22 protein-coding genes are annotated in these 24,230 nt (G+C 52.1%); 6 read left to right on the plus strand and 16 right to left on the minus strand.

Translation table 11 applies throughout. From position 1 onward, the window contains the following. Window positions 1–295: 295 nt before the first annotated feature. The 3 genes from H6F94_RS25350 to H6F94_RS25360 form a co-directional block, all read right to left on the minus strand. Entirely contained in the window at window positions 296–1,600 is a 1,305-nt protein-coding gene (locus H6F94_RS25350) for a TldD/PmbA family protein (protein WP_190805069.1), read from the minus strand. After that, window positions 1,597–2,421: a Tab2/Atab2 family RNA-binding protein gene (locus H6F94_RS25355; protein WP_190805070.1), complete on the minus strand. Its 825-nt coding sequence runs from the start codon at window positions 2,419–2,421 to the stop codon at window positions 1,597–1,599. Before H6F94_RS25355 ends, H6F94_RS25350 begins: the two co-directional genes overlap by 4 nt. A 112-nt stretch (window positions 2,422–2,533) precedes the next feature. After that, on the minus strand, window positions 2,534–2,971 hold the full coding sequence (locus tag H6F94_RS25360; RefSeq protein ID WP_190805071.1) for an urease accessory protein UreE: 438 nt from the start codon (window positions 2,969–2,971) through the stop codon (window positions 2,534–2,536). A 319-nt stretch (window positions 2,972–3,290) separates the two neighbouring features. Here H6F94_RS25360 and H6F94_RS25365 point away from each other — a divergent pair, with 319 nt between their 5' ends. Beyond that, window positions 3,291–4,016, plus strand: coding sequence for a chromophore lyase CpcT/CpeT (locus H6F94_RS25365; RefSeq protein ID WP_190805072.1), 726 nt, complete (start codon window positions 3,291–3,293; stop codon window positions 4,014–4,016). 142 nt (window positions 4,017–4,158) lie between these two features. Here H6F94_RS25365 and H6F94_RS25370 read toward each other — a convergent pair whose 3' ends face one another. Next, entirely contained in the window at window positions 4,159–4,680 is a 522-nt protein-coding gene (locus H6F94_RS25370) for a DUF2062 domain-containing protein (RefSeq protein WP_313949374.1), read from the minus strand. 192 nt (window positions 4,681–4,872) lie between these two features. On the opposite strand from H6F94_RS25370, the gene H6F94_RS25375 reads away from it, so the two are divergent. Continuing rightward, entirely contained in the window at window positions 4,873–5,547 is a 675-nt protein-coding gene (locus H6F94_RS25375) for a polysaccharide deacetylase family protein (RefSeq protein WP_242041419.1), read from the plus strand. Window positions 5,548–5,575: 28 nt separating this feature from the next. Here the strand turns inward: H6F94_RS25375 and H6F94_RS25380 are convergent, their stop codons facing one another. Both H6F94_RS25380 and lipA read right to left on the minus strand, forming a co-directional pair. After that, complete coding sequence (locus tag H6F94_RS25380; RefSeq protein ID WP_190805075.1) at window positions 5,576–6,952, minus strand: efflux RND transporter periplasmic adaptor subunit; 1,377 nt, start codon at window positions 6,950–6,952, stop codon at window positions 5,576–5,578. 58 nt (window positions 6,953–7,010) lie between these two features. Next, the gene (gene lipA / locus H6F94_RS25385; RefSeq protein WP_190805076.1) at window positions 7,011–7,892 is read right to left on the minus strand and encodes a lipoyl synthase; all 882 of its coding nucleotides are present in this window, start codon (window positions 7,890–7,892) and stop codon (window positions 7,011–7,013) included. Window positions 7,893–8,183: 291 nt separating this feature from the next. Between lipA and H6F94_RS25390 the strand changes: the two genes are divergently transcribed. Continuing rightward, a complete protein-coding gene (locus H6F94_RS25390; protein ID WP_190805077.1) occupies window positions 8,184–8,738 on the plus strand; it encodes a response regulator in 555 nt (184 codons plus the stop codon). A 245-nt stretch (window positions 8,739–8,983) separates the two neighbouring features. On the opposite strand, the gene H6F94_RS25395 is transcribed toward H6F94_RS25390, so the two are convergent. From H6F94_RS25395 to H6F94_RS25405, 3 genes are all read right to left on the minus strand, one after another. Continuing rightward, entirely contained in the window at window positions 8,984–10,228 is a 1,245-nt protein-coding gene (locus H6F94_RS25395; RefSeq protein WP_190805078.1) for an esterase-like activity of phytase family protein, read from the minus strand. A gap of 124 nt (window positions 10,229–10,352) precedes the next feature. After that, on the minus strand, window positions 10,353–11,372 hold the full coding sequence (locus tag H6F94_RS25400) for a sulfate/molybdate ABC transporter ATP-binding protein (RefSeq protein ID WP_190805079.1): 1,020 nt from the start codon (window positions 11,370–11,372) through the stop codon (window positions 10,353–10,355). Between the two features lie 113 nt (window positions 11,373–11,485). Further along, window positions 11,486–11,863, minus strand: a complete 378-nt coding sequence (locus H6F94_RS25405; protein ID WP_190805080.1) for a rhodanese-like domain-containing protein — start codon at window positions 11,861–11,863, stop codon at window positions 11,486–11,488. Between the two features lie 504 nt (window positions 11,864–12,367). Between H6F94_RS25405 and H6F94_RS25410 the strand changes: the two genes are divergently transcribed. Beyond that, window positions 12,368–13,546 carry a phosphatidylglycerol lysyltransferase domain-containing protein gene (locus H6F94_RS25410; protein ID WP_242041420.1) on the plus strand — a complete coding sequence of 393 codons (1,179 nt, stop codon included), beginning with the start codon at window positions 12,368–12,370 and terminating at the stop codon, window positions 13,544–13,546. Continuing rightward, a complete protein-coding gene (locus tag H6F94_RS33355) occupies window positions 13,504–13,740 on the plus strand; it encodes a phosphatidylglycerol lysyltransferase domain-containing protein (RefSeq protein ID WP_313949400.1) in 237 nt (78 codons plus the stop codon). Before H6F94_RS25410 ends, H6F94_RS33355 begins: the two co-directional genes overlap by 43 nt. Before the next feature lie 483 nt (window positions 13,741–14,223). Here the strand turns inward: H6F94_RS33355 and H6F94_RS25415 are convergent, their stop codons facing one another. Next, window positions 14,224–15,045: an alpha/beta fold hydrolase gene (locus H6F94_RS25415; protein WP_199320662.1), complete on the minus strand. Its 822-nt coding sequence runs from the start codon at window positions 15,043–15,045 to the stop codon at window positions 14,224–14,226. A gap of 82 nt (window positions 15,046–15,127) precedes the next feature. Beyond that, window positions 15,128–16,369 carry an HhoA/HhoB/HtrA family serine endopeptidase gene (locus H6F94_RS25420; RefSeq protein WP_190805081.1) on the minus strand — a complete coding sequence of 414 codons (1,242 nt, stop codon included), beginning with the start codon at window positions 16,367–16,369 and terminating at the stop codon, window positions 15,128–15,130. Window positions 16,370–16,543: 174 nt separating this feature from the next. Here H6F94_RS25420 and H6F94_RS25425 point away from each other — a divergent pair, with 174 nt between their 5' ends. Further along, window positions 16,544–17,461, plus strand: a complete 918-nt coding sequence (locus H6F94_RS25425) for a histone deacetylase family protein (protein WP_190805082.1) — start codon at window positions 16,544–16,546, stop codon at window positions 17,459–17,461. Window positions 17,462–17,485: 24 nt separating this feature from the next. Here the strand turns inward: H6F94_RS25425 and H6F94_RS25430 are convergent, their stop codons facing one another. From H6F94_RS25430 to H6F94_RS25450, 5 genes are all read right to left on the minus strand, one after another. Continuing rightward, window positions 17,486–18,667: a hybrid sensor histidine kinase/response regulator gene (locus tag H6F94_RS25430; protein ID WP_190805083.1), complete on the minus strand. Its 1,182-nt coding sequence runs from the start codon at window positions 18,665–18,667 to the stop codon at window positions 17,486–17,488. Continuing rightward, the gene (locus H6F94_RS25435; protein ID WP_199320663.1) at window positions 18,664–21,414 is read right to left on the minus strand and encodes a hybrid sensor histidine kinase/response regulator; all 2,751 of its coding nucleotides are present in this window, start codon (window positions 21,412–21,414) and stop codon (window positions 18,664–18,666) included. Before H6F94_RS25435 ends, H6F94_RS25430 begins: the two co-directional genes overlap by 4 nt. A 216-nt stretch (window positions 21,415–21,630) precedes the next feature. Then, complete coding sequence (locus H6F94_RS25440) at window positions 21,631–21,936, minus strand: MSMEG_0570 family nitrogen starvation response protein (RefSeq protein ID WP_190805085.1); 306 nt, start codon at window positions 21,934–21,936, stop codon at window positions 21,631–21,633. A 1-nt stretch (window position 21,937) separates the two neighbouring features. After that, window positions 21,938–23,125: an MSMEG_0565 family glycosyltransferase gene (locus tag H6F94_RS25445; protein WP_190805086.1), complete on the minus strand. Its 1,188-nt coding sequence runs from the start codon at window positions 23,123–23,125 to the stop codon at window positions 21,938–21,940. Between the two features lie 27 nt (window positions 23,126–23,152). Beyond that, entirely contained in the window at window positions 23,153–24,115 is a 963-nt protein-coding gene (locus H6F94_RS25450) for a sll0787 family AIR synthase-like protein (protein WP_190805087.1), read from the minus strand. Between the last annotated feature and the right edge of the window lie 115 nt (window positions 24,116–24,230).

Raw genomic sequence — 24,230 nt, forward strand, 5'->3', positions numbered from 1 at the left:
GACTAGCTCATCAGAACTCGTTACAAGCGGCAACTCATACAAAGCAGGAGCCTATTTGTAGGTTTTCATAAACAAGGTTTATAGAAATATCCCCCAAGCCATGACTGGCAGGGGGATGAGGACGCAGTTAGGAGGTACTTGGTCTCCTGCAGTTAGGAGGTAGTTTAGCCAGATTAGCGAGTAGATAGAACGGACTATCTCTGCTTAATAACTTCTTAAGTTTGGCTAGGCGTATCTACTTAACTTTTCTATGGTTGCTCAGCTTAGCTAAGCAAATTTACTTAATCTAAGGACTTCAAGCACGTCCTGTTACAGAAAGACCCCCTACAACCATGGAAGGCGCGTAAAGAGAACCGTTCCAGTCGGCATCTCCGCCCAAGCGTAGGATCTGCTTGAGGGCAGTGTAGATATTCCCCGCGACCATTGTGTCTTTAACCCGACCCACAATCTGCCCCTGTTTGACGCGATAGCCCAGGTCAACGTTGAGTGAGAGATCTCCTGAAATTCCGGCACCATTGCCCAGAACTTGATCCACGATCAGGCCATCTTCCAAACCCGCAATCAGCTCCGCCAAGCTGCCTGTGCCCGGTTGCACTACCAGATTAAACAGCCCTGGCGTGGGATAGCTGCCTAAACCCGGTCGGAAGCCATTGCCAGTGCTGCTCTGCTTGAGGTCCCTTGCGGTGCGGCGGTCAGTGTAAAAGTTCTGCAGTACCCCCTGCTCTAGAAAGCTAAGGGACCGGGTGGGAGTCCCTTCGTCATCGAAAGGGCAACTAAAAGGGCCAGCTTGGGGCTCTTGACTCAAAGTGAGCTGTTCGGAGGCCACCAACTCGCCCAGGCGATCTCCCCAAGGGGAAGCTCCCTGCAGGACCTGCTTAGCGTTAATTGCTGATTGAACCGTACCAAATAGTAAGTCTACGGCTTTAGAAGTCAGCAGGATCGGTACTTTGCCCTGGGGAGGGGCTGTGTTTTCTTCGGCCCAACGCAGGCGTTGAAGGATTAATTCAGCTAGGGCTTTGGGGTCGAGTGGCTGTCGATCCGTTTGACCATCGTAGATGCCCAAAAAATCTTCACCCCGCACCCACTCCACTCCCAACGAGCTGCTGAGCGTGATATCGGCATATCCCGCTTCAAAGCCGTTGGAATTGATTAGGTAAGTGGTTTCGCGATCACTGGTCCATTGGGAGGAGCAAACCACCTCTGGGTAGGCCTGTCGCACCCGCTCAATCGACTCTCGCCCCCACTCCAGCAGAGTTTCTACGGGTACAGCTTCGCCTAAGTCAGGATAGCGCTCGGTTCGAGCCTCAGCCAGTTCGATGTCTTCCGGCTCGTTGAGCGCACTCAAAGCCAGGGCTTTATCCACTAGAGTTTGAGCCTCCACAGGCCCATAAGCAACCGCCAAGCCTGGACGGCCTTGCTTCCATAGGCGCAAGGCAATGCCTTCGGACTCCAGGCTTTCTAGCTGCTTCAAGCGGTTGGCTTCAAAGTAGACCGGACGGGACTGAGAGGTAGACAGATAAACTTCAGCTGCCTCAGCGCCCTGCTGACGCGCCAGTTCTAGTAGCTGTTGAGCGCGTTGAGATAAATCGGAATCACTCATAAGTCTGTTTCCTGGAGTAGCCAGAAGCCAGCCAGCTGTTCCTGGTTAGGGTTAACTTGCACGGCGATGAAATGCACGTTTTGCGCTCGTTTTTTGGCTTCTTCGAAGGCTTTGCCCTCCCCAAGGCCGCCTTCATCCCGCACTGCAGACAGCAGCCAGCGCTCATCAGTGCCCGTTTCTAGCACCCAACCCGGACGCTGACCGCCGTCAAACGCTACAAAAGCCGGTTCCAGCCCTGACATCCAGGCTGCCAACGCCATAGCGCGGGGCGAGAAGATGGCAATGCCGGGCACGATGGTGTCAGGATCCAGCCCTAAAGGGGACAGGTCGAATTGCTCCCCAAAGTCGGTGGGCCACTCTTCGAGGTCACCTGCCCGCAAGGTGACGTAAGCCCACTGTTGACCCAGTAGGGCATCTGGCAGGGATTGCGGTTTAGCCTGGTCCATGGCAACCGGAGGCAAACCGGGCAGTTGGTAATTGGGGTGCTGAGGATAAACCTCACGCTCGCGCTCTTGGATCCAGTGCGACAGCGCAAAGGTGCGCCGCGAAGGCACCAGCGGCAACCCTAAGTCAGTGCAGGCGCGGCTGATAATACTCGCCATGCCCTTGCGGAAGTAGCGAATGCGCTGCGGTGGGTCAGACGCGGTGCTTAGCAACTCAGAGAGCTGAGCTTTCAACCAAGCCGCGTTGACCTGACCAGCAGGACAATGTTGAGCGTATTCTAGGGAGCGATCTGGTGTGCAAACCAGTAGTTCCCATACTTTTTTACCGTTGTCGTCCAGTATCGGACGTGAGTAGAAATCCAGTTCCCAGATCGACATTCAAAACGAGCGAGCAGCATACCTTCCTAGTATCTCTCGGATCCTTTTTAGATTGGATTTAGATTGAAGTTTAAATTCAGGCCACTTGGTTCGGCGGTTTGCTTAGGTCGGATTAAGGATGATGGCCAGCGCCTAGCAGGTTGGGATGAAAAGGTCGCTCAGCTTCCTCAAAGCGAATGCCAGAGCGTGAGAGCCAGTCGTGCAAAGGAGCATCGCGCAGGGTTCGCAGAATTCCTTCCGACAAAATTTGCACTGGTCGATGCCAGTTGCCGAGTTGGTGGGCAACACGGGCGCTAGTCAGCCAATCAGAAGCTTTGATGTCAATGACCGACTCGGGTGCAGCCACCACCTCAACCGTCAGTTCGGGGACACTAATTAGGGCGTCTCCGTGACGAAGCACCGTAGCCCGAGGCAGAGCTAGATGCACCTCTCGTCCTTGGTCAGTAACAAGCCGCTGACGATGGCGGCAACGTTCTTCGTAAGTGAGGGTAACGGTTTCGGTTATTGCGGAGGCAACCCGCTCTTTCACCAGGATGTGAACGATCAGCATGAGTGTCTGGCAACTTAGCTAATCCAGACTACCAAGCGCGATTGCTTTATGCTCTGCACAAGCTGATCTCGTCGACAAGATTGGGCGAAGTTCTCAGGCTTTGCCTGAAACTTCCTAAACCTGAAATTCATCCTGGAGTCCTTAAATTTGTTGAAGATCTTCTAAGAAACTAAAAAATGTGCTTGATATTTGCGAGCATTAATACCTCATTAATCAGCATGAATCAATAGGTTGAATTCAACACCAAATGCACTTGCTTAGAACTTTTAGCAAAAACTAGATCTATTCAAATACAACTCAGATGCAGGGAGGAGTAGTTATGGCAAGCAGAGGCAGACTGGCATCAATCATCAGCAGTTACAATCTGGTTACTGGTATCCTGGTTGCTGGCGTCCTGGTTATTGGTGCAAAAACTTCCATCAGTGCGCCTGTTACCGCTCAGGCTGCCATACCGATTGATAGCCAAGCACAGGAAGTTGTCTCTCGCTTAATTGGGGTAATGGACTCCTCTGCCCAAGCGCTCGGAAACCGTGATTATCGAGACGTTCGGCTGACAGTTTGCCAAGTCAAAGTAGAAGACATGCCTGCTCGTTCTAACAGTTCTGGAGCAACCTTTCTTTATCAAGAACAAGCTCTATCTCTTGCTCTAGATCGACCTTACCGACAGCGTTTTTTGCGTATTGCTCCCAGCGCTGATCGTCTTCAAGTTGAATCGGCAGTCTTTGAGCCCACTAACGTCACTTCCCTGGTTGGCTTGTGTGGTAAACCGGAGGCGGAACGAGCGGTCAACTTGAGTGAGATTGGCAGTTCCAACTGCAGTGTGTTTCTCCGCCGCTCCGGCGAGAATTATGTGGGCAGCACCCCGGCCAATGGCTGTCCTAACAACTACAGAGGCGCCACAACCGTAACCTCTGAGGCTGTGTTATCTAGAAGTGGCTTAGATTCATGGGACCGAGGCTTTGATGCCACAGGCAAGCAAGTTTGGGGGGCAGAAGCAGGTCCTTACCAATTTCGTCGCATTGACCCAACGACTCAGGATCCTTAAGTCAATGCCATATTGGGGCAATGCTGAACGGCAGGTCCGACCATTCGGCTCAGGTTAGTTGGTCCGCCGCAGTTTTGTTCATCTTCATCAAGCCACTAGCGGAACCAAAGAGGATTCCAAGATTGAGATGATTACCTGGACCTCAATCTAGCCGCTTCGCTCTTCGTCTCTGTAGGCGCCGCCGCTGCACTCGATGGGCCAACCATAACCCTAGAAAGTAACTAAAAAAAGCACAGATTGCACCTACTACAAAGCAACCTACAAACAAGGTGGTCAAAAACTCGGTTCCCAACTGCGTCAACTTCTGCCAAGACAGCAAACTGTCATCGCTAAAGATCTGATTTTTACTGCCCAGGAGCCACTGGCCCACGTGGTAATTGAAAGCGTAAATGGGGACATAGGTTAGAGGATTGCTCACCCAAGTTCCAGCAGCAGCGACCCACCGATTGCCACGCACTAAGGTTGCCAGCAAAATCCCCACAGCGATCTGCAAACCAAAAATTGGATACCAACCGGCAAAAACGCCTACTGCCAGCCCGCGAGCAATTTCCTCTGGTGTCGAACGCAGACGCACAAACCGCCAGTAAAAGTAACGAAACTGACGCCGCCAGTCTCGCTTAGAACGCCTTCGGCTGGAGGAGGAACCAAGAGTCGGTTTTGCCACAGCACTGATCCACAAAACTCGCTAGACTCGGCTCACTGGTGATCAATAGATACCAAATTGATCCCAAACCGATTTTAGAGCGACTTTCGAGCAGTAATCAGCTGAAAAACTGACCTTTGTGGGTAGTTGTCAGCCTTCCAGGCTCCTATGCTGGGACTCAGCTCTACAGTGAAAATTCTGCCGTGTGTGCTCATGCTGGCCCCCGTATTGCCGTTTCTACATCAGGTACTCAAACCCGTGTTTCCCGGCTGCCTGTGGTTGGGGAATTCTCAGCGACGTGAAATTGCTCTGACCTTTGATGATGGCCCCCACCCTGAGCACAGCCCAGATCTGCTGCGGGTTCTAGATCACTATGACATCACTGCAAGCTTCTTCTGGTTAGGCTCCTGGGTTGAACACACGCCTACAACTGCCAGAGCTACTGTTGCGGCGGGTCACTGGATTGGCTTGCATGGCTATGATCATCGTTCTTTTCCTGGGCTCTCACCAGTCGAACTCCGTCACAGCCTAGAGCGGACCCAAGCAGCCATCGAACAGGTTTGTGGTCTGTCGCCTCAGCAGGTGCGAGATGTGCGCCCACCTAACGGTCTATTCACGCCCCAAACCCTAAAGCTACTGAACCAATGGGGTTATAGGACGGTGATGTGGAGTGTGGTGCCAGTTGATTGGGAGCGACCCGGTGTAGAGGTTGTGGTGGAGCGGGTTTTGAGCCAAACCGGTAACGGCGACCTATTGGTGTTGCACGATGGCCCCAGTGGTGGGCAAGATGTTGCTGCCGCCACCGCCCGGCTCCTGCCGGTTCTATTGGCTCAAGGCTACCGCTTTGTCACCATTGAACAGCTTTGGGCCAACCGCGCTCTGACTTAATTACACTCTGACTTAGCGGACAGATGACCTAAGGGACAGTCGTATTAGGTTCAATGTTGGGCACCGCATTATTCGGCGAAACCGTCACCGAATCACCATCCTGGATCAAGTTAGCGCCAGAAATCACCACTCGATCTCCAGGTTGGACGCCTTCAGTGATTTGGACCGCTCCTGTTGACTGGATGCCCAGCTTGACGACTCTAGCCCGCGCCACATTGCTCTCATCCACCACAAAAACATGGTGACTACCATCCGGCTGAGCGTTAACAGCACTAGGCGGCAACACCATCCCCTGAGCCTGTCCCAATAACACTCGGCCATTGAGGGTCATGCCTGGCTTAAGCTGCGGGTTCGGTGGTAGGGCAATATGCACAGTTACCGGTCCCGAACTGCTGTTGGCCGCCGAATCAACGGCTCGGACCTGGCCGTTGATCTCCAGTCCTTTATTGCTGCTAGAGCGCACTTCCACTGGCTGCCCCGGTTGTAAACGGGCAGCCTCGCCGCCACTGACTTGAGCCTCGAGTTTAAGTTGATCGCCACGGGCAAGCAGAAAAAGCTGCTTGCCTGAAGTCACAGCGCCAATACTGGCAAAGCTGTTAGCAATCGTGCCAGCAACGGGAGCCCGGACTTCAGTTGAGACCTGGGCGAGCTGTGCCTGTAGCTGCTGAACTCGGTCAGCTGCGCTGGCCGCACTAGCCTGAGCACTAGCGAGGTTAGCCCGCGCCATCTGAACTTCTTGCAACGCTAGGTTGGGACTTAGAGCTTGAGCTTCCTGCTGGCTGATGGCTCCTTGCTGCAAGAGTTGTTGGTAGCGTTGGGCTCCTGCCTGGATCTTAGTTAAACGAGCCTGAGCTTGCTCTACGGCCGCTTGTTGAAGACCGACCGCAGCAGCGGCTCTCTGATAGCTAGCAGTAGCCTCCTGAACCTGAGTTTTTAGGGATGTGGTGTCTAGGACCGCCAGCACTTGTCCAGCCAGCACCGTCGCCCCTTTCTCAACATTTACAGACTCAATGCGCAAACCAGTTAGAGGCGCAACCACGGGCAGCAACACCTCGGCTCTGACGAAACCCGTGACCGCTAGCAACTGGGGAACCTGAGTCGTTTGCACCGGCACAACGCTGACAACAGGCGCAACACCTGACGAAGCTGTCGTTGAGGCACCAGTAGTTTGGCCAGCAGTCTGGCTCTGCTGAGCTTGGGATTGAGGGTCGGAGCTGAGCAGTAAAGCACCCGCTCCCACTGCCAGCATGCCAGCACCAATGAGTAGACCCCAAATCATCCAACGAGGCTGTGACTCTGTTGCTGGCCGAGTTGCTGGCTGATTGGTTACAACGTCAGGGGCAAGGTGCGGGAACGGTAGATTCTCCGAGGGCAGTGGCTTGGAGTCCTGTTGCGGTCCTTCCATGGGCAATTACTTGACTTCCCCATCAGCGTCAGCTTAGCCTAGCAGACTTTCTGACCAGCTAAACCATCTCAGCCGCGTGATAGGAGCTACGGACCAGAGGGCCAGAGCGCACATGGGCGAACCCCATCTCGCGCCCTGCCTTACCTAGCTCCTCAAATTCCGCAGGTGTCCAATAGCGTTGAACTGGCAGATGGTCCAGCGAGGGGCGCAGGTACTGACCAATGGTCAGCCGATCACAGCCAACGTCCAGCAAATCGCCTAGGGTTTCGATTAGCTCAGCCCAAGTCTCGCCGTGACCGACCATCAGGCCCGATTTAGTGATCAACTGGGGATTCAGTTCTTTGGCCGTGCGCAGCACGTTCAGCGACCGCTCGTACTTAGCGCCTCGACGCACGGGGCCTTGCAGACGACGCACGGTTTCCAGGTTGTGGTTGTAGCAAACGGGACCGGCCTGCACCACCGTTTTGATGCATTGATATTCACCCCGGAAGTCCGGTGTCAGCACCTCAACTTGAGTCTCAGGCGCGCGGCTATGAATTGCCGCAAGCGTGGCAGCAAACCAGCCAGCGCCTTGGTCCGGCAGGTCATCCCGTGCGACCGAGGTGAGCACCACATACTTCAAACCCAACAGCACAACCGACTCCGCGACCTTCTCCGGCTCTTGCGGGTCCAAAGGCAGGGGCGCATGTCCCTTATCGACTTGGCAGAAGGCGCAAGCTCGGGTGCAGGTCGGCCCCATCAGCAAAAAGGTCGCTGTCTGCTGGGCATAGCACTCCCCTCGGTTGGGGCAGCGTCCCTCCTCACAGATCGTGTGGATGCCTCGCTGCTTGATAATTTGCTGCACTGTCGAGAGTTCACTGGCTCTACCGATAGGGCGGCGAACCCAGTCAGGCAGAGAAACTGGGCTAGATTGCCGCCGGTCCTTGGGGTCGTGAGGCATTCCTGGTTTAGAGCGAAGGAGAGCGAGGGCAGAAGCGCTTCCCCTCAGTGTAAAGCTAGTCAGTTTAGGGGCAGGCAGTTTAGAACCTATACCAGGCGCTCCCAGACAGACTAGAATCTAGGGAAAAACGATGAGTCAAGATCTATTTAAATTCAGTGAAGTCGGGTTTAGATTTGGGCAAAGATGACTGCACTACATCTTGTCCATCAGGGGCTAGAGTCGGCGGGTGTCTACCCGGCAGGGCTGGAAAGTCCATTTCGTGAACGCAACTGTGCTAGGAGGGGTTAAGGTTTGGCAACTCATAAGGTACTGGTCATTGACGACAGCAAGGTAATCCGGATGAAGGTCCGGGACATGCTTCCGCAGGGCAACTTTGAAATTCTAGAAGCCGCTGACGGTACTTCGGGTCTGAACCTGATCCAGCAGGAGCGCCCAAGCCTTATCATGCTGGACTTTCTGCTACCACGCATGAGTGGCTATGAGGTCTTTAGGCGTCTTCAGGAGCATCCAGAGCTTCAGAATATTCCCCTTGTCCTGATGTCTGGTCGCCGCGAAGAGGTTACTGAGAAGATCCAGGAACCCTTCGAGTACTTCGAGTTTATTGAGAAGCCCTTTGAGCAACGGGAGCTGGTTGGCGCAATCAAAGAGGCCATGATCAAGGCCAAAAAGCGTCCTCAAGCGGCACCTGTGGCAACAGCTAGTAATGGTTCAGCCAATGGGGCTGGCGGTGACGTAGTCGCGCTCAATGCCAAGGTGGACGAACTGCAAAAGCAGGTCAAACAACTGCTGATGTTCGTCTCACAGCTCAACAAGAAGGTACAGGCAATGGAAAAACGAGGCCAGTAAACTGCTGTTTGAGCATTGTTCGGTGCTGAAAGGTCGTCCGGGCGCTGAGCGGGAAGGCCTTCAGTAGGTGGCTGGCGTTGAGCCGTCAAATCTAGGACCAGACGTGGTTTTAGCACTTTCGCCAGCACTCTCGACCTGGGTAAAGGACAGCCATCTTGATCAGGGGCAGTTGCTCAGGAGCGGCGGTGAACAGGAGAAGGCAGATGACGGAGGCGACTATTCATCCCATCTGTCAGAGCCAGCCACTAGTCACCGTTCAGAAAAAGAGACTGTTTATGCAGAAGCATCCCACCAAGCAGCAGCAAAGTGGGTCCCATCCAATTTGGCCTGGAGCTTGAGCGAGTAGCTTGAATGCGCACACCCAGCGCCAGAATCTGAGTCGATTGTGTGGAGCTGAAGTTGTTGTCGCTCACCAATACCAAAGACTGGCGTCCATCGGGCAAGAGGGGACCAAACGTGACGCCCTCAACATTATCTAGAGAGGTATTCAGAGGCAAATTCAGCGTATTCAAGTTGAGTAGCAACTTCTTGTGAACCGGCTTGAGCTTGCTAAGGTCAAGCGCACTCAAGCTATAGAGCGCACTGATGTCATCTGCACCCGCTAGAGATATCTCAAACAGCTGGATTGTATTGCCCACTCCCGTGGAAAATGACCGTTCTAAACTGAGAAAATGGCCCTCGTTATCCAAAGCGAGTAAGTCAGCTAAGCCAGTGGTACTCAAGCCAGTGGTCGGTTTGGCTGCTGCTGCGACCGGCTCAGTTAAGTAGAGATATTCCTGTTCCGGCTTGCCAGTTGACAAGTCATATTTCAGCAGGCGAGATGGACTACGCAGGTCCAACGTGGCGACTGGCCCATCCTGAACCAAAGCATTTTCGGTTGCAGTCCATAGAGTCTGTTGGTTAGGCGTAACGGTCAAACTCTCCAGGGCTAAATTGTTGCGAATGCCCTGAGCAGGCGAGCTGGGCAGAAATTTTTCTGGAATGGGCAGAGTGCGTAGTTGTTGACCCGTTAGCGTAAATTCGCCAACCAATGGATTGATCGAACGATTCGCGTCTCCTTCTGAGGAGATCCAGAGAGTATGGTTACGCGTTAGGGCAATGCCCTCGGGGTCGAGGCTCAAAGGCGCAAACAACTGCCCATTGCGATCACGCAGCAGGGTCACGTCTGTAAAGGCGACCTTGTCGCTCGACAAACCCCCCTGACTCAGATCAATGCTGAGGGTATAAAACCGAGCCGGATTGATTTGGCTACGATCATCGGAAATGCTGTAGTAGCAATTGCGGCTTGGGTCGTAAGCAATGCCAGACAGGCCACCGACTTGAGTGCCCTGGACAGTAATAGCTCCTGTTGCAAACTGAGCTTGTCCCAAGAAATCAAGACCAACCAAGGAGGAAGCCTGGACCGCTGAGGCAAGCAGCACAGTGACTAGACCGCTACACCAGCACAGCCCAGAAATCCAGGCAGCGATTTGAGCAAACTGGCGCTTCATTGGGCTTGGGGCTCTAAAATTCCCCGTACTCTAACAGCAACAGGCTAAGGTGCCCTTAAGACCTTGCCCAGTTGTGAAACCTTTAAGTGTGAAACCCTTAAGTTGAAGGCATTTAAAGGCAAGCTCAAATCGAGTAGTCCATGAGCGGGAATGACTTGGCATCCTTGGGTTTGATAAAGACTTTTTGCCCTGGTTGCAGATTCAACTCAGACAACTGCTCTCGTGTGATGTGAGCAGTCACCATCTGACCGTCACTCAGTGACAGTTCTGCTTGAATTTCCCAGCCCAAATGGATTACCCGTTTAACCAAAGCTGGCGTTGTGGCACCATTGGCTGAAGTTTGCACCTGAATGTCGTGGGGCCGAATGAACATCTTGCTGTGCACTGGCTCTAAACCACTGTCTCGGAACAGACGGGCATCACTGGGTAGCACATTGACGGGGCCGATAAAGCTCATCACAAAAGGTGTTGCCGGCTGGTCGTAGACTTCTGCGGGCGTGCCAATTTGCTCAATACGCCCCTGGTTCATCACCACAATCTCATCAGCCACTTCCATCGCCTCTTCCTGATCGTGGGTGACAAAGACGCTGGTGACGTGAACCTCATCATGCAGGTGGCGCAGCCAGGCTCGCAAGTCCTTCCGCACTTTGGCATCCAAGGCACCGAAAGGTTCATCCAGCAATAAAACCTGCGGCTGAACGGCCAGAGCCCGTGCCAAGGCAATGCGTTGACGCTGACCGCCGGAGAGTTGGGAAGGATAGCGATTGCCGAGTCCCTTCAGTTGCACCAGTTCCAGCAGTTCTTCCACCCTGGCCTTGATCTCGGTACGGGGACGCTTGCGGATCTCCAAACCAAAGGCAATATTTTGACGAATGGTCAGGTGCTTGAACAGAGCGTAGTGCTGAAAGACAAAGCCAATATTACGGTCACGGGCATCTAGGTTCGTGGTGTCACAGTCGTTAATCACCACTGAACCTGAGTCAGGATTCTCCAGACCAGCAATGACTCGCAATAGGGTGGACTTGCCAGAGCCCGATGGCCCAAGCAACGCCACTAGGGTTCCTTCCTTGACTTCCAGGCTGACCTGGTCAAGGGCTTTGAAGTCACCGAATTGCTTAGAGACCTGCTTAACTGAGATGCTCACCGACGCCGCTCCTGGGTCTGAGGTCAATAGGGTTCCAGCTCAAACCTACACTATTCCAGTAGACTTTGAGGCTTTTAAAGGTTTATCAATAGTCCAAGGCGGTTTAAGGCCGCTTAAGGCTTCGCTTCTGGATAACCCGCCTCGCGCCAACCCCGCATCCCAGCATCCATTGAGATGACCTGGGTGTAGCCCATTTTTTGTAAAGCATCGGCAGCTAGAGCGGAGCGGAAGCCACCCCCACAGTAGAGCACAATCTGGCTGTCTTTATCAGGAATAGCTGCCTCGATATCACGCTCAATGACCCCCTTACCCAAATGGTTGGCACCAGGGATATGACCTGATTGCCACTCCGACTCTTCGCGGACATCCACCAAGTGGAATGGGTCGCCCTGGAGCTGACGCTCGCGGATCTGCTGAATGCTGCATTCCTGAATCCGGCTTTTAGCATCTTCAACCAGGGCCAGGAAGGCGGGAGAGTGTTGGGGGGCCATAGATAACTGAATTGAAATGACTGAACTGAGATGACTGAACTCAATGAATGAGCTCCATCTCGCTGCAATACTCTAGATCCTACCGAGATTAAGCCTGATTTAACGACGAACGCACAGTCAGAAGTTGGTCCTTGAGCTAGATCTTCTCGGTTGCCATTAGTGGTTGCCGTCAGCATAGAGATTACACAGCCCAGAGACTACACACCCATGCCACAAGCCCAGCATAGTAATGCAACAGGCAAACCTTAGGCTCTAATGAATAGCGAATGAGGCTTTCCCTAATGACAGACACTCGCCTGGTTTTTGAGCAACCGTAATTTTCTAACTGCAATTTTTGCCTGGAGGAGGATCGGACAAGATATCTGGCCTCAAAGGCTGAGGAGGATATTCGAGTTCGTTATGTTAATTCACAATTGCGAGCTTTGAACCTCTGGCCTGAACCTCCGTCCCGAACCTCCAGTCAGTAACCGATAGTGTTCTTTATTAGACGGCGTACCCGAATCTATGTTGACACCGCGTACTCGCCTTGGGCTCCGGCTAACAGCTCTGTTAACTGGCTTAGTGGGTGTGGTCAATCTATTCTCGGCAGCGACCCCCAACCTACATAACCGAAGCGAGTGGCTAAGGGAATTTCTGCCATTCGAGGTGCGAGCCGGTGGACACTTGTTTGCGGCGATTACTGGCTTTGTATTGCTAACCTTAGCGACTAATATTCTGCGGCGCAAACGAGTTGCTTGGTGGCTAGCGGTTGTGCTGCTCGTCGTCTCAATCGTTAGCCACTTACTCAAAGGACTGGATTACGAGGAAAGTCTGCTCTCTACGGTACTCCTGATTCAACTGCTGCTCCTGCGCCAGGTCTTTACCGCTCGCTCCGACCGCCCCTCAGTTGCGCAGGGCATCCGAACCGTAATCGGAGCCTTGCTGTTTACCTTAGCCTACGGAACAGCCGGTTTTTATTTTCTAGATAACCATTACAAAGTCAATTTCGGTCTGCAAGCAGCTATCGTTCAAACAATAGCAATGTTCTTCACTGATGATAGTGGTGGGCTTGTACCGACGACACGTTTTGGGCAGTTTTTTGCTGATTCTATCTACGCGATCGGTGGCGTAACGTTCCTCTATGTGCTGGTTATGTTATTGCGCCCGGTGCTTTGGCGTGATGTCGTCAGTCTAGGGGAAAGACAACAAGCCCAAGCAATTGTGGAGCAGTCTAGGCCTTCTTCCTTAGCCCGTATGACTCTATTTGAAGATAAGACTTATTATTTCAGCCCAGCGGGCCACAGCCTGATTGCTTATGTTCCGAAAGGGCGTGGTGCCATTGCTTTAGGTGATCCCATTGGCCCTGAAGAAGATCGCCGAGAAACGATTATTGGCTTTCAACAGTTTTGTGAGCGCAACGATTGGTACCCTGCGTTTTATCAGACTCTACCTGATGATTTGGACCTATACCGAGAGTTAGGCTTCCAAACTCTTCAGATTGGGGAAGAAGCGGTTGTTAACCTCAAAGAGTTTACTTTAGAGGGCAAAGCAGGCAAGGGTTTAAGAACCCCTTTAAATCGACTTAAGAAACTAGGTCATGAGATTAAATTTCATGAGCCACCGATCTCAGATGCGCTGTTATCACGGCTAAGTTTAGAGGGATTGGTAACACGAAGGAAGCCCCCCAAGTTGAAAGAGTCCTAAAATATCTCTATGAACATTTAAACCGGTTCTACAATTTCAAAGGGCTACATGCCTTTAAAGAAAAATTTCATCCCCAATGGCAGCCTCGCTATCTCGTTTATCCTAGCCTGGTTGCGTTACCAGATGTCGTGGTTGGGCTGGTGCGGGCTGATTCAGGCGATCGGCTACTTGATTACTTTAAACCAGGCTCCTAACCAATGATCACCTAGCGCCGAGCTGTACTCATTGGGCTGATTGTTTTGTTTGGTGTGCTGCTCGCCAGTCATTTCGTTGATGAACTGGAGTTGCTAAATACTTTACAGCACGGTGAACCCGTCTGGGTTCTGTTAGCTCTGGTGTTGCAGTTATTGTGGTTGCTCAATCAGACGGCTTTGTATCAAGCTATATATGCCTGGCTAGACTTGCCAGGACGACTATCGCGCCCAAGCAAAAAGTCTCGGCTCGAGGTCAAAACTTAAATAGTACTAAACTAAAATAGCTGGGCAATTCCTTACCAAGACATTTCTAAAACATCACTAAGATCTCTGGCTGTCTGATAACTAGCGCATCTTAGGTTTAGTTCTTAAGGAGTTATGCCGAGCCTACCGATTGGTTCAATTCTAACAAGAGCAATGCCCTGTCTACGCTGCAACAGCTCTATGCAAGCGAAACCAGGATTAATTTAATAATGCTGCTGACTAAACTTTGACAACCGACTGAACTACCTCAGCAATCGCCTGATTAATGATTTCGGGCTGCTCAGCCATTACTAAATGTCCAGCATTAGCAACATTGAGATGTTTACCCTGGGGAAATAGCGAAGCTAAACTTGCTCCCATTGCGGGCATAAACATTGGATCTTGATCACCACTAATCACTAAAACGGGCACCTGAGAATTGAGTGGCTCTAGATGACGTCTAAAAAAGTTGTAACCCCAAAAAATCTGTAGTGCTGTATAAGGCGCACGCTGGGTAGGAAGTGGACTCTCGGCAAAAAAACGCTCCATCACGCTGTGGTGATAAGGGCTAGACAGACGATTGGTCAGCTTTTGCACACTTGGCAGGTAATAAAGATACCGACCGCCCCAAGCTAGAAATTTTATTAGCGGTACCTCCCACCAAGGATCGAGGTCATGGGTACCGCCACCAATCACAATCAAAGCGCTCACACTGTGGCGATGTGCCCACTCCAGACCTAGAGGCACGCCATAGCTATGGCAACAGAGAACCGGGGCCCGAATGTCAAAGCGCTGTAGGAGGAGGCTCAGGTCCCGCTGGTGCCGTCCTAGGGAATAGCGGCGGTAGGCACTGGACTGGCCGTGTCCTGCTAGGTCGTAAGCCAGAGCTTCCCAGCCCTGGGCTTGGGCAAACTCGTATTGAGAGCGCCAGTTGAAGCGGTTGCCCAGCCCTCCATGCAGAAAAACAAGTGCTGGAGAGCAGCCTGGACTGTGGCTAACCTGAAGGACCACGCCCTGACGCAGCTGAACTGCTTGACCAGCTAAGGCATCACTTAACATCATTTCCTGCCTCCTACAGCGGTTGCAGAATCCCCGTAACAGCTAGAAACAAAACCTGGAGACTATTGGCAGAGGCTGTTAGAAACTATTGTTCAAGCTGATGAGGAAAGGCCCCAGGCCGCACACCTAAATTGAGCGTTTGACCGTTGCGCCGCAGCTCCATCTGTAGGTTACCGCCTACAGAACTGGCCTCAACCTGCTGTTGCACAGCATCAGCGTCCGCGACACTTTGACCGTTGATCTTTTGAATGACATCTCCTGCCCGCAAGCCAGCTTTTGCCGCCGGTGAACCAGGGGCAACCCGCACAACTAGAATGCCCTGGTCTTCTTCAACCGTAATGGCACTGTTGGGGTCGCTGTTGAGGTTCTCTTTAACTTCAGGGGTAAGCGCCAACATCTGAATACCCAGATAGGGATGTTCAACTTTGCCCTTGGCAATCAGTTGCTCGGCAATTTGCTCAGCTTTAGCAATCGGAATTGCAAAGCCTAAGCCTTGAGCCCCCCTGATAATTGCCGTGTTCATGCCAATCACTTCGCCCTGTGCGTTCAGCAAGGGACCACCCGAGTTGCCAGGGTTAATTGCGGCATCGGTCTGAATAAAGTTCACTCGCTTATCGCTGATGCCAACCTGGTTGCTGGAGCGACCGGTAGCGCTGATGATGCCAGTGGTAACCGTATTGTCTAAGCCTAGTGGATTACCAATGGCAATGGCCCATTCCCCTGGTCGTAATTGCTCAGAGCGGCCCAGGCTAACACTTGGCAAATTGTTGGCCTGAATCTTGACCACCGCAACATCGGTGACCGGATCTTTGCCTAGGACTGTGCCTTTGAAGCGACGCCCATCTTTCAAAGTCACCATAACTGTGTCAGCACGATCGACCACATGGGCATTGGTCAAAATGGTGCCATCCGAGTGGGTAATGAAACCTGAGCCAGTTCCCCGCTCAACCTGTCGGGACGGCTGTTCTGACCCATTCGATCCAAAAAACTGTCTAAAAGGGTCATTGAAAGCACTAGGTCCCTGGCTTTCTACAGTGCGAGCAGAATCAATACGCACCACAGCTGGTCCCACCTTCTCAACAGCTGCGACTACAAAATTGGAGTCTGCAGTCAGCGGCAGGGCAGCACGCTGGGCCACTGGTGTGGGTGCCTGGGAGAGCTGAGAAATGGGAGCTGAGGCTGGCTCTGAATTCTGGAGCAGCAAGCGATCACCGATTAGTGCTGCTCCTGCACCAACCACAAGCATTGATAGACAAATCGTTGATTGCTTCCAGGGAAACTTGCGTTCAACGTCGTTCACTTCACGACTAGGCTGAATGGTTTTCATAAGCGATTGAATTCAGTTGCAGGCTAACAGTTCTTAATTTAAGTAGGGGGTATGACACCAATGTGACAAGGCGAGCTCAAGCCCATGGAGATTCATAGGCCGAGTCGCTAGCATATTCAAGCTGGTTGTAGCACTGAGATTAGCGCTGAGCTTTAGATCGCGATTAACTTGCTTATGCCCTTGCCGATTATCTATCACACGGACTACGTTGCCGCTCTACCAGCAGGCCATCGCTTTCCGATGACAAAATTTCGCTTGCTTTATGAGTTGCTTCTAGCCGATGGTGTGGCTCAGAGCAATCAGTTTTGGCAGCCGGAGCGAGCTTCTCAAGCCTGGTTAGAGCAAGTTCACGCAGCAGATTACGTGCAGGCATTTTGTGAAGGCAGCCTCGACCCTAAAGCTCAACGCCGGATTGGGTTGCCCTGGAGCCCGGCCTTAGTTCAGCGAACCTGCATTGCGGTAGGCGGAACGGTGCTGACGGCTCAGTTGGCTCTGGCTCACGGCTTGGCTTGCAATACAGCGGGCGGCACCCATCATGCCTTTCCCAGCTACGGCTCGGGCTTTTGCATTTTTAACGACTTGGCCGTGGCGACGCGGGTTCTACAAGCGCTGGGCTTAGTGCAACGGGTGCTGATTGTCGACCTCGATGTGCACCAGGGGGACGGCACCGCCTTCATTTTTCAAGATGACCCCACTGTGTTTACCTTCTCAATGCACTGTCAGGTTAATTTTCCGGGTACGAAGCAGCAAAGCAGTCTAGACGTCCCTCTGCCGGAAGGGCTGGAGGATGATGCCTACCTGCAGACCCTGGCTGCCTACTTGCCTGATTTACTGTCAGAGTTCAAGCCTGATCTGGTGCTTTACGATGCTGGCGTCGATCCCCATATTGGTGACCGATTGGGCAAATTAGCTTTGACCGATAGCGGCATTTTTCGTCGAGATATGCAGGTCTTGAGCACCTGTATTGGTCAGGGATACCCAGTTGCTAGTGTGATTGGCGGTGGCTACGCCGATGACCTTAGGTCTCTGGCCTACCGTCATTCGCTGCTCCACCGCGCGGCGGCTGAAGTGTACTGCCAGCGCCGGCTTTAGAGGTTTAGTCGTAACTTACAGTCTTTACCCTTGACACTCTACGCTGGCCGCCAAGGGCAAGGTCAGCCAAAAAGTGGCCCCAGCCCCAGGACGACTGATCGCACCGACCTGCCCGCCGTGGGCAGTCACAATTTGGCGGCAGAGGTAAAGGCCCAAACCGAGCCCCAGGGAGCGCCGAGCTTGGGAGCCTCGCACATATAAATCAAATAGAGTCTGACACTGTTGGGGATCAAGACCAATGCCACTATCCTCAATTGTGCAGCGAATGCAATTGTCCTCAAGGCTTGCGTTGAGCTTGATTTGCAAACCCGGCGGATTGTGCTTTAAGGCGTTAGTGATTAAATTCTCAAACACTCGCCAAAGCTGAGTAGGGTCGGCCTCAATTGGCGGTAGATCGTCAGGAGTCGAATTGATCAGAGTTGCCTGGTTTTGAACCAACAGAGGTTCTAAATCAGCCACCAGGGTTTGCAGCAGTGAGCTGAGCTGCACCTGGGTACAGTGAAGCACAACCCCTTGCACATCGTTCGCATGCGCTTCCAGCAGGGAGTTAATCAGGTGCAACTGTCGCTCGCTGCCCTGGATCATCCGCTCTAAAACTGACCGGCGCACTGGAATTAGGTCTTGGTCTAGCGGATTGGCCTCTGCTTTCGCACCACGCTTGAGCAGATTTTTTAACACCATCAAGGTTCCAGTCACTGGATTGCGCAGATCGTGGGAAACCGCATGCAGCAAAACCCGTAACGCTTCCTCTATGCGCTTACGCTCGTTAATTTCCTGCTGTAGCGAATCATTATTTGCCTGAAGGCATTGCTTCAAGTTTTCAATCGTTATATGTGTGTTAATCCGAGCTAAGACTTCCTCATGTTCAATGGGTTTAGTAACATAATCAACAGCGCCTACTTCAAAGCCTTTCACCTTGTCCATAGTTTGAGATAGGGCCGTCATGAAAATGATCGGAATATCTCGGGTTGAATCACTGGCTTTGAGCCGACGGCAAGTCTCAAAACCGTCGATACCCGGCATAATCACATCTAACAGAATGATGTCAGGTTTGACATAACTGATCTGCTCAATAGCGCTCTCGCCGTCTTGAGCCACCAGAATCTTAAAACCAGAATCACTTAAAAAATCGAAAAGCACTCCTAAATTTGTCGAGTTGTCATCGACAATCAGGATAATGCTTTTATCGTCAGCTACGTTGCTCATTCTCCAACCGTTGAATATTTCTTGATAAATTCTTGGATTTTCTTGATTTGAAAGCTCTTAGCTAACTGACGTAACTCCGTTGCAAAAGGCGCCAAGCCAGCGTCAAGTTGCTCAAGTTGGTCAACTTGCTCCAGAATGCCCCGAATATCGCCGATCATTGCTAGGCTCAGCAAAGTGGCCGTAGTTTCCGGAGAAGGGGCAACCCATAGTCCAGCCTCAGCCACCGCTTTATCCTGAGACGGCTCCACATCATAGTTCCACTTCAGATTCAAATGGAATTGCAAACGCTCTAGCAGTTCATCTGTGCGGACTGGTTTGGGAATAAAATCATTGCAACCCGCTTCTAAACTGCTCTGCTGGTCGTAGTCAAAGGCACTGGCAGACGTGGCAATCACAACCACTGTTTTAAAATCATCAGAGCTGCGTAACTGTTTGGTTGCCTCCAATCCGTTCATGCTTGGCATAATCAGATCCATCAAAATGACGTCAGGCTTAAACACTGCTGCCTTAGTCAAGCAATCATGGCCGTCACTGGCCTCTTCTACCGCAAAACCCAAAGGTGTGAGAAAGTTAACTAGAACTGAGCGGTTCTCCCACTTATCATCAACTACCAGAATCTTGCGTTGGGGACCTTGAAATCCGATGATATTTGGCTCACGGTTGGCGGCAGTTGCGGACCAATCAGCCACCTCTGGCAACTCTAGTTCTAGCCAAAACAAACTGCCCTGGCCTAAGTTACTCTTGACCTTAAGCTCACCTCCCATCATCTCAACTAATTTTTTGCTAATTGGTAGACCTAGCCCCGTTCCCTCCGTTAAATGGCGCTGTTCACCCACCTGCTGGAAAGGTAGAAAGATTTCCGTCAGTTTGTCAGGGGCGATGCCAATGCCCGTATCTTCAACTTGAAAGCGAAGCTTGCTACCGTGATACCCCACTTTGAAGGCAACTCCCCCCTGATTTGTAAACTTAACAGCGTTACCAATCAGATTAATTAAAATCTGCCGCAAGCGCTGTTCATCACCCCGCACTGCCATTGGTAAAGGCGACAACACCTCATAGAGAAAACTAATACCTTTTTGTTCGGCTCGAACCCGGAAAATAGCAGCAATGCCTTGCAAAAATTCGCGAAAAGCAAACTCGCTCAGATGGAGTTCCATTCTCCGGGCTTCGATTTTGGAGAGGTCCAAAATATCGTTAATCAATACCAACAGGTGCTCCCCACACTGCTGAATAATGCCTAAGCCATCCTGCTGACGAGGCGTTAAGTTTCGCTCCCGTTTGAGAATTTGGGCGTAACCTAAAATGCCGTTAAGCGGGGTTCTCAGTTCATGGCTCATGTTGGCTAGAAATTCACTCTTGGCTCGATTAGCAGCCTCCGCAGTTTCCTTCGCTTGTTGCAGGGCCTCTTCGGCCTGCTGGCGCTCCGTAATCTCGACTTGCAGCTGTTGGTTAGACTCCCAGATTACAGCCGTACGAGCTGCCACTCGGCTCTCCAGCTCCTCATTGCGTTGCTCTAGAGCGACAAAGGATTCACGCAACTGCCCCGCCATGCGGTTGAACGCCCGAGCTAGCACCCCAAGTTCGTCTTCCCGTCTTAGAGGAACGGCTTGGTCCCAGTGCCCCTCAGACAGCGCCTCCGCCGCCACACTCAAACGCAGGATGGGCTGCACGATCCGTCGCGCGGTGAAGATGCCGAGTAGGGTTGCCAGGACTAGTGCTCCCAAGCACAGCAGAATCGTGGAGCGGGTATTGGCATTGATTCGCTCCATAAAATCTGATTCAGGCACGACTACAACGATCAGCCAGTCAATGCCCCGGCTATCTCGCAAGGGCGTCACCTGAAGAAACTGTTGCTCGTTGCCCAGCTTGAAGGTTAGCTGTTGGCTGTCCTTGATACGCTCCAGATTGCCGAAATACTGAGTCAGGTAGCGAGCCGTGTTCTGCACTAACGGGTTGCCACTGTCGGTCGCGGCCAAGCGCTTGGTCACCCCATTCTCAACGAGGGAGGGCTGCTCCAGAGTCGAGCTGGCGACCAGCAGACCTGAGCGTTCCACGATAAAGGTTTGTCCCGAGCGCCCAATCCGCAGGTTGTGCAGAAATTCGTTGATCTGTGACAGCACCAAGTCGGTGATCACAACTCCAAGCAATTTTCCCTGGCGGTCATAGACCGGTTGACCTGCGGTAATCGTTAATCTAGGCTCTGCAAATACCGGGTAAACCGGGCTCCACGTCGGCTGACCTGCTTTCACTGCTGCTGTGTACCAGGGCCGAACCCGTGGGTCGTAGTTGCGATTGATCTGTACGATTCGGGTGCGATTACCCTGCCGGTCGGTGGCATAGTTATAGCCATCCCCGCGCGTAGACGCATCGGTCACAACGACTCGCAAATCCCCCTGGGCGGCGCGTTCGATGCCAATGTATTCGCCCTGCTGGTTGCCCAGAGAGATGTAACTGACCGAGTCAAAGAGTTGAATCTGCTGCCAGAAGTGCTGCTGTAAGCCCCGGATGTCCCGTATATTCAGCTGTCCCAGCCGGATGGTATTGGCATTGAGTTGATTGATCGTGTGGGGTGTGCTCAGATAGGTTTGGAGCCGGTCCTGAATTCGGGCCGTCACTTCATGCCGTAACTGAGCCGCGACATCACTCACCGCCTGCTGCCCGTTGCGCAGCGAGAGCCAACCGGTCAGACCTACCGCAGCAAAAGTTTGAAGGACAAAAGGTACCACCAGGACGAACCGGATTGGCATCTTCCGGGAATCCTTCGCAACCCGCAGCAGAGAGTTCAACACCATAACAGGAGGCCAGTTCGTAGCGCAGCAAACGTCAGAAGCCGAGCAAACGGACATTGCTGCCTGCTCAACCTGGTGACTCGAGGCTAGAGGCAGTTGCTCCTAGCCTGCGAGTGTGCCCGTGGTTATATCTTGGCCTACAGACTGCAATCCTGTTGCAAGATTGGCACTGCTCTAGGTAATGAACTGAACCAAGCGCACTGTGCCCGCAGGTTGAGCTGTGCCTGCAGGCTGAGCTTGGTATTCAAGCACCGCTTTTTCAATTCTGTCTAGTTGTGACATTGCAGCTGTGCAGTGCATCCCGTACTTCGCAAAAACACGCTGATCAGCAATTTTCAGTGAGGTTCGACTGCGTTCTAAAAAATCATCAAGGCTGTAATTCTTACCTTCTTCAAAATAGTCTTTGACAATCAAAGAAGGCGAGTAACAATTTTCCTGACGACCGTCGGGCCATTCCACGCGAAAGTGAATCTCGGGCATATTACCTCCTAACTGGAACTGGTTCTTGATCTGCCTGGGACTGCAAAAACTGGTGATAGACTTCAGCATGCGCTAAGGCCGAACGTGCCCAGCTATAGTCAGCGCTACGTCGCAACCCTGCCTCACTAAGCTTTTGGGCAATTAGAGGATTAGGCAGCTTAGCCATCTCTGTTGCCAGTGCCTGCGGATCGTTAGGATCAACCAATAACGCCTCCTGAGCAGTCAAGAACTCTGTGAACGGAGGTTGATCAGCAACCAGCACTGGCAGGCCACTGGCCATTGCTTCTAGCACAACTAAGCCCCAGCCTTCTTTTAAGGAGGGAAACACAAACGCGTCCGCCGAGCGATACAAAGCAGGCAGATCTGCATCAGTAATTACCCCGGGTAGAATCAGCGACTTGCCAATTTGTAAATTTGTCTGTTGCGCCACTGCAAAAAACTCTTGGCGATAAGCTTCGTAATCAAATAGAGTTGCGCCTCCCGCAATAACTAGCTGTGCTTGCGGATACTGTTGTCGCAGCTGGATAAAGGCATGCAGCAGAGTTAGAGAGTTTTTGCGTGGCTCAATACCGCCGACTGTGAGATAGATGGGCCAGCCACTTAATCCTAACCGAGTCTTCAATTCGCTTTCAAGGCCATCTGAGTGAGGCGAGAAGCGTTGATTGTCCACAGCATTGAATACTCTAGAGGCAGCAATCCCGTAACCCTCTTGTAGAGCAACCTGCCAATGCAAGCTTACACATAAACACCGATCAGCACGGCGAATAGATTGATCTTGGCAACGCTGTAGATAGGGACTATTAAAGTCTTCAATGTGATGAACGGTGCGCAAAAAATGAGGAATGCTTCCTTTCTCTTTCAAACTTAGAAGCGCATTAGCACTGATGCAATCCTGGGCGTGGTAACAATCGTAAGTTGTGTTTATGTTAGCCAAAAAATCTACAAACTCTTGAATGCGCTGTTGAATTAAAGCATCAATGTTACCAGTTACGGGTTGAGCTGGGATGGTTTGATGAGGGCAACGCAGGCTTCGATAGAAACCACTACCGTCCTTATCGAGTGCATACACGCATACGTGGTGGCCCAAATCCTGAAGGGCTTCTGCGAGTTCCAGCGTATGAACCACACTGCCTCTAGGTTTAGTTGCATAGGTTAATAAGGCAATACGAAGTGGCGACAATGGTGTCATTAGCGTAACCAGCTAGATTATCTTCAGTTATTTGGGTGAGAAACCCATAAAGGGAACTTGGGCCAGATCCCAAAAAGTCATTTGTTCATCACCAGTTTGCAACACCAATTGCTGAGCCATTTGGACTTGACCAATCGGCTCACACACCAGATCACGCTGTCGAAACTGCTCTTGAATGCGAGTCACCTGCTCAGGCCGAGCACTCAACAAGAAACCATAGCTAGGAAAGCAGAGTAACCAGCGTTCTAGAGGCAGAGAGGCGGGCTTAGGCACCTGATCTAGATTCAAAACCGCTCCACAGCCAGAAGTTTCTAGCAACATCAGCAGCGTGCCTAGAATGCCACCCATGCTAATGTCTTTGCCCGCATCGCACCAACCTGCTTCAGCAATCAGAGGCAATAGTTCTAAATCGGCTCGTAATCGGGCTGGTTCAACACCACGGCTGGCATTCCAAAAGGGGTGCTGGGGATGTGATTGTCCGCGCAGATCGACCGCAGCTAGCAAGGTATCTCCAGGCTGAGCATTGAAGCTAGTCAGCAGGCGAGAGGCTCGTCCCAAAATCGCAACGGCTAGAGCTTCATAGGGGCTGTGGAGGTTAGTATGCCCGCCCACAATTGGCACGCCATAAGTCTGAGCCGCAGCGATCATTCCCTTCAGAACGAGCTCAGCCGCGCTAGTGCTCTTGCTCCAAAGCGTATCGACAACGGCTAGGGGACGGCCACCCATGGCGTAGATGTCACTGACATTGACCTGAACCGAACACCAGCCGGCAAACCAAGGCTCTGTTTCTACCAGTAAAGGCCACATTCCTTCGGCAGCTAAAAGCAAATAGCCATCACCTTCAGGAATGGCAGCACAATCATCACCCAGCAAAATCTTGGCTTCGGTCTGGGGCACCATCTGTGCGAGACAATGCTCTACCTTCTGAATATCTTGCTTCTGTAAAAGCCCTAAGGCCCCCCGCCAATAATTAGCTAGTTCAAGCAGCATTAAAACCGACCTAAATCGCGAGCTTCCTTAAGGAATAGCCCATTGTTATCTCCCTATCTATCCACGGCAAGCCCCCTAAAAGCAAGGCTTGTCAAGCCAAACCGACCACTAATAA

The sequence above is a fragment of the Leptolyngbya sp. FACHB-261 genome (genome assembly GCF_014696065.1).
Lineage (GTDB): Bacteria > Cyanobacteriota > Cyanobacteriia > FACHB-261 > FACHB-261 > FACHB-261.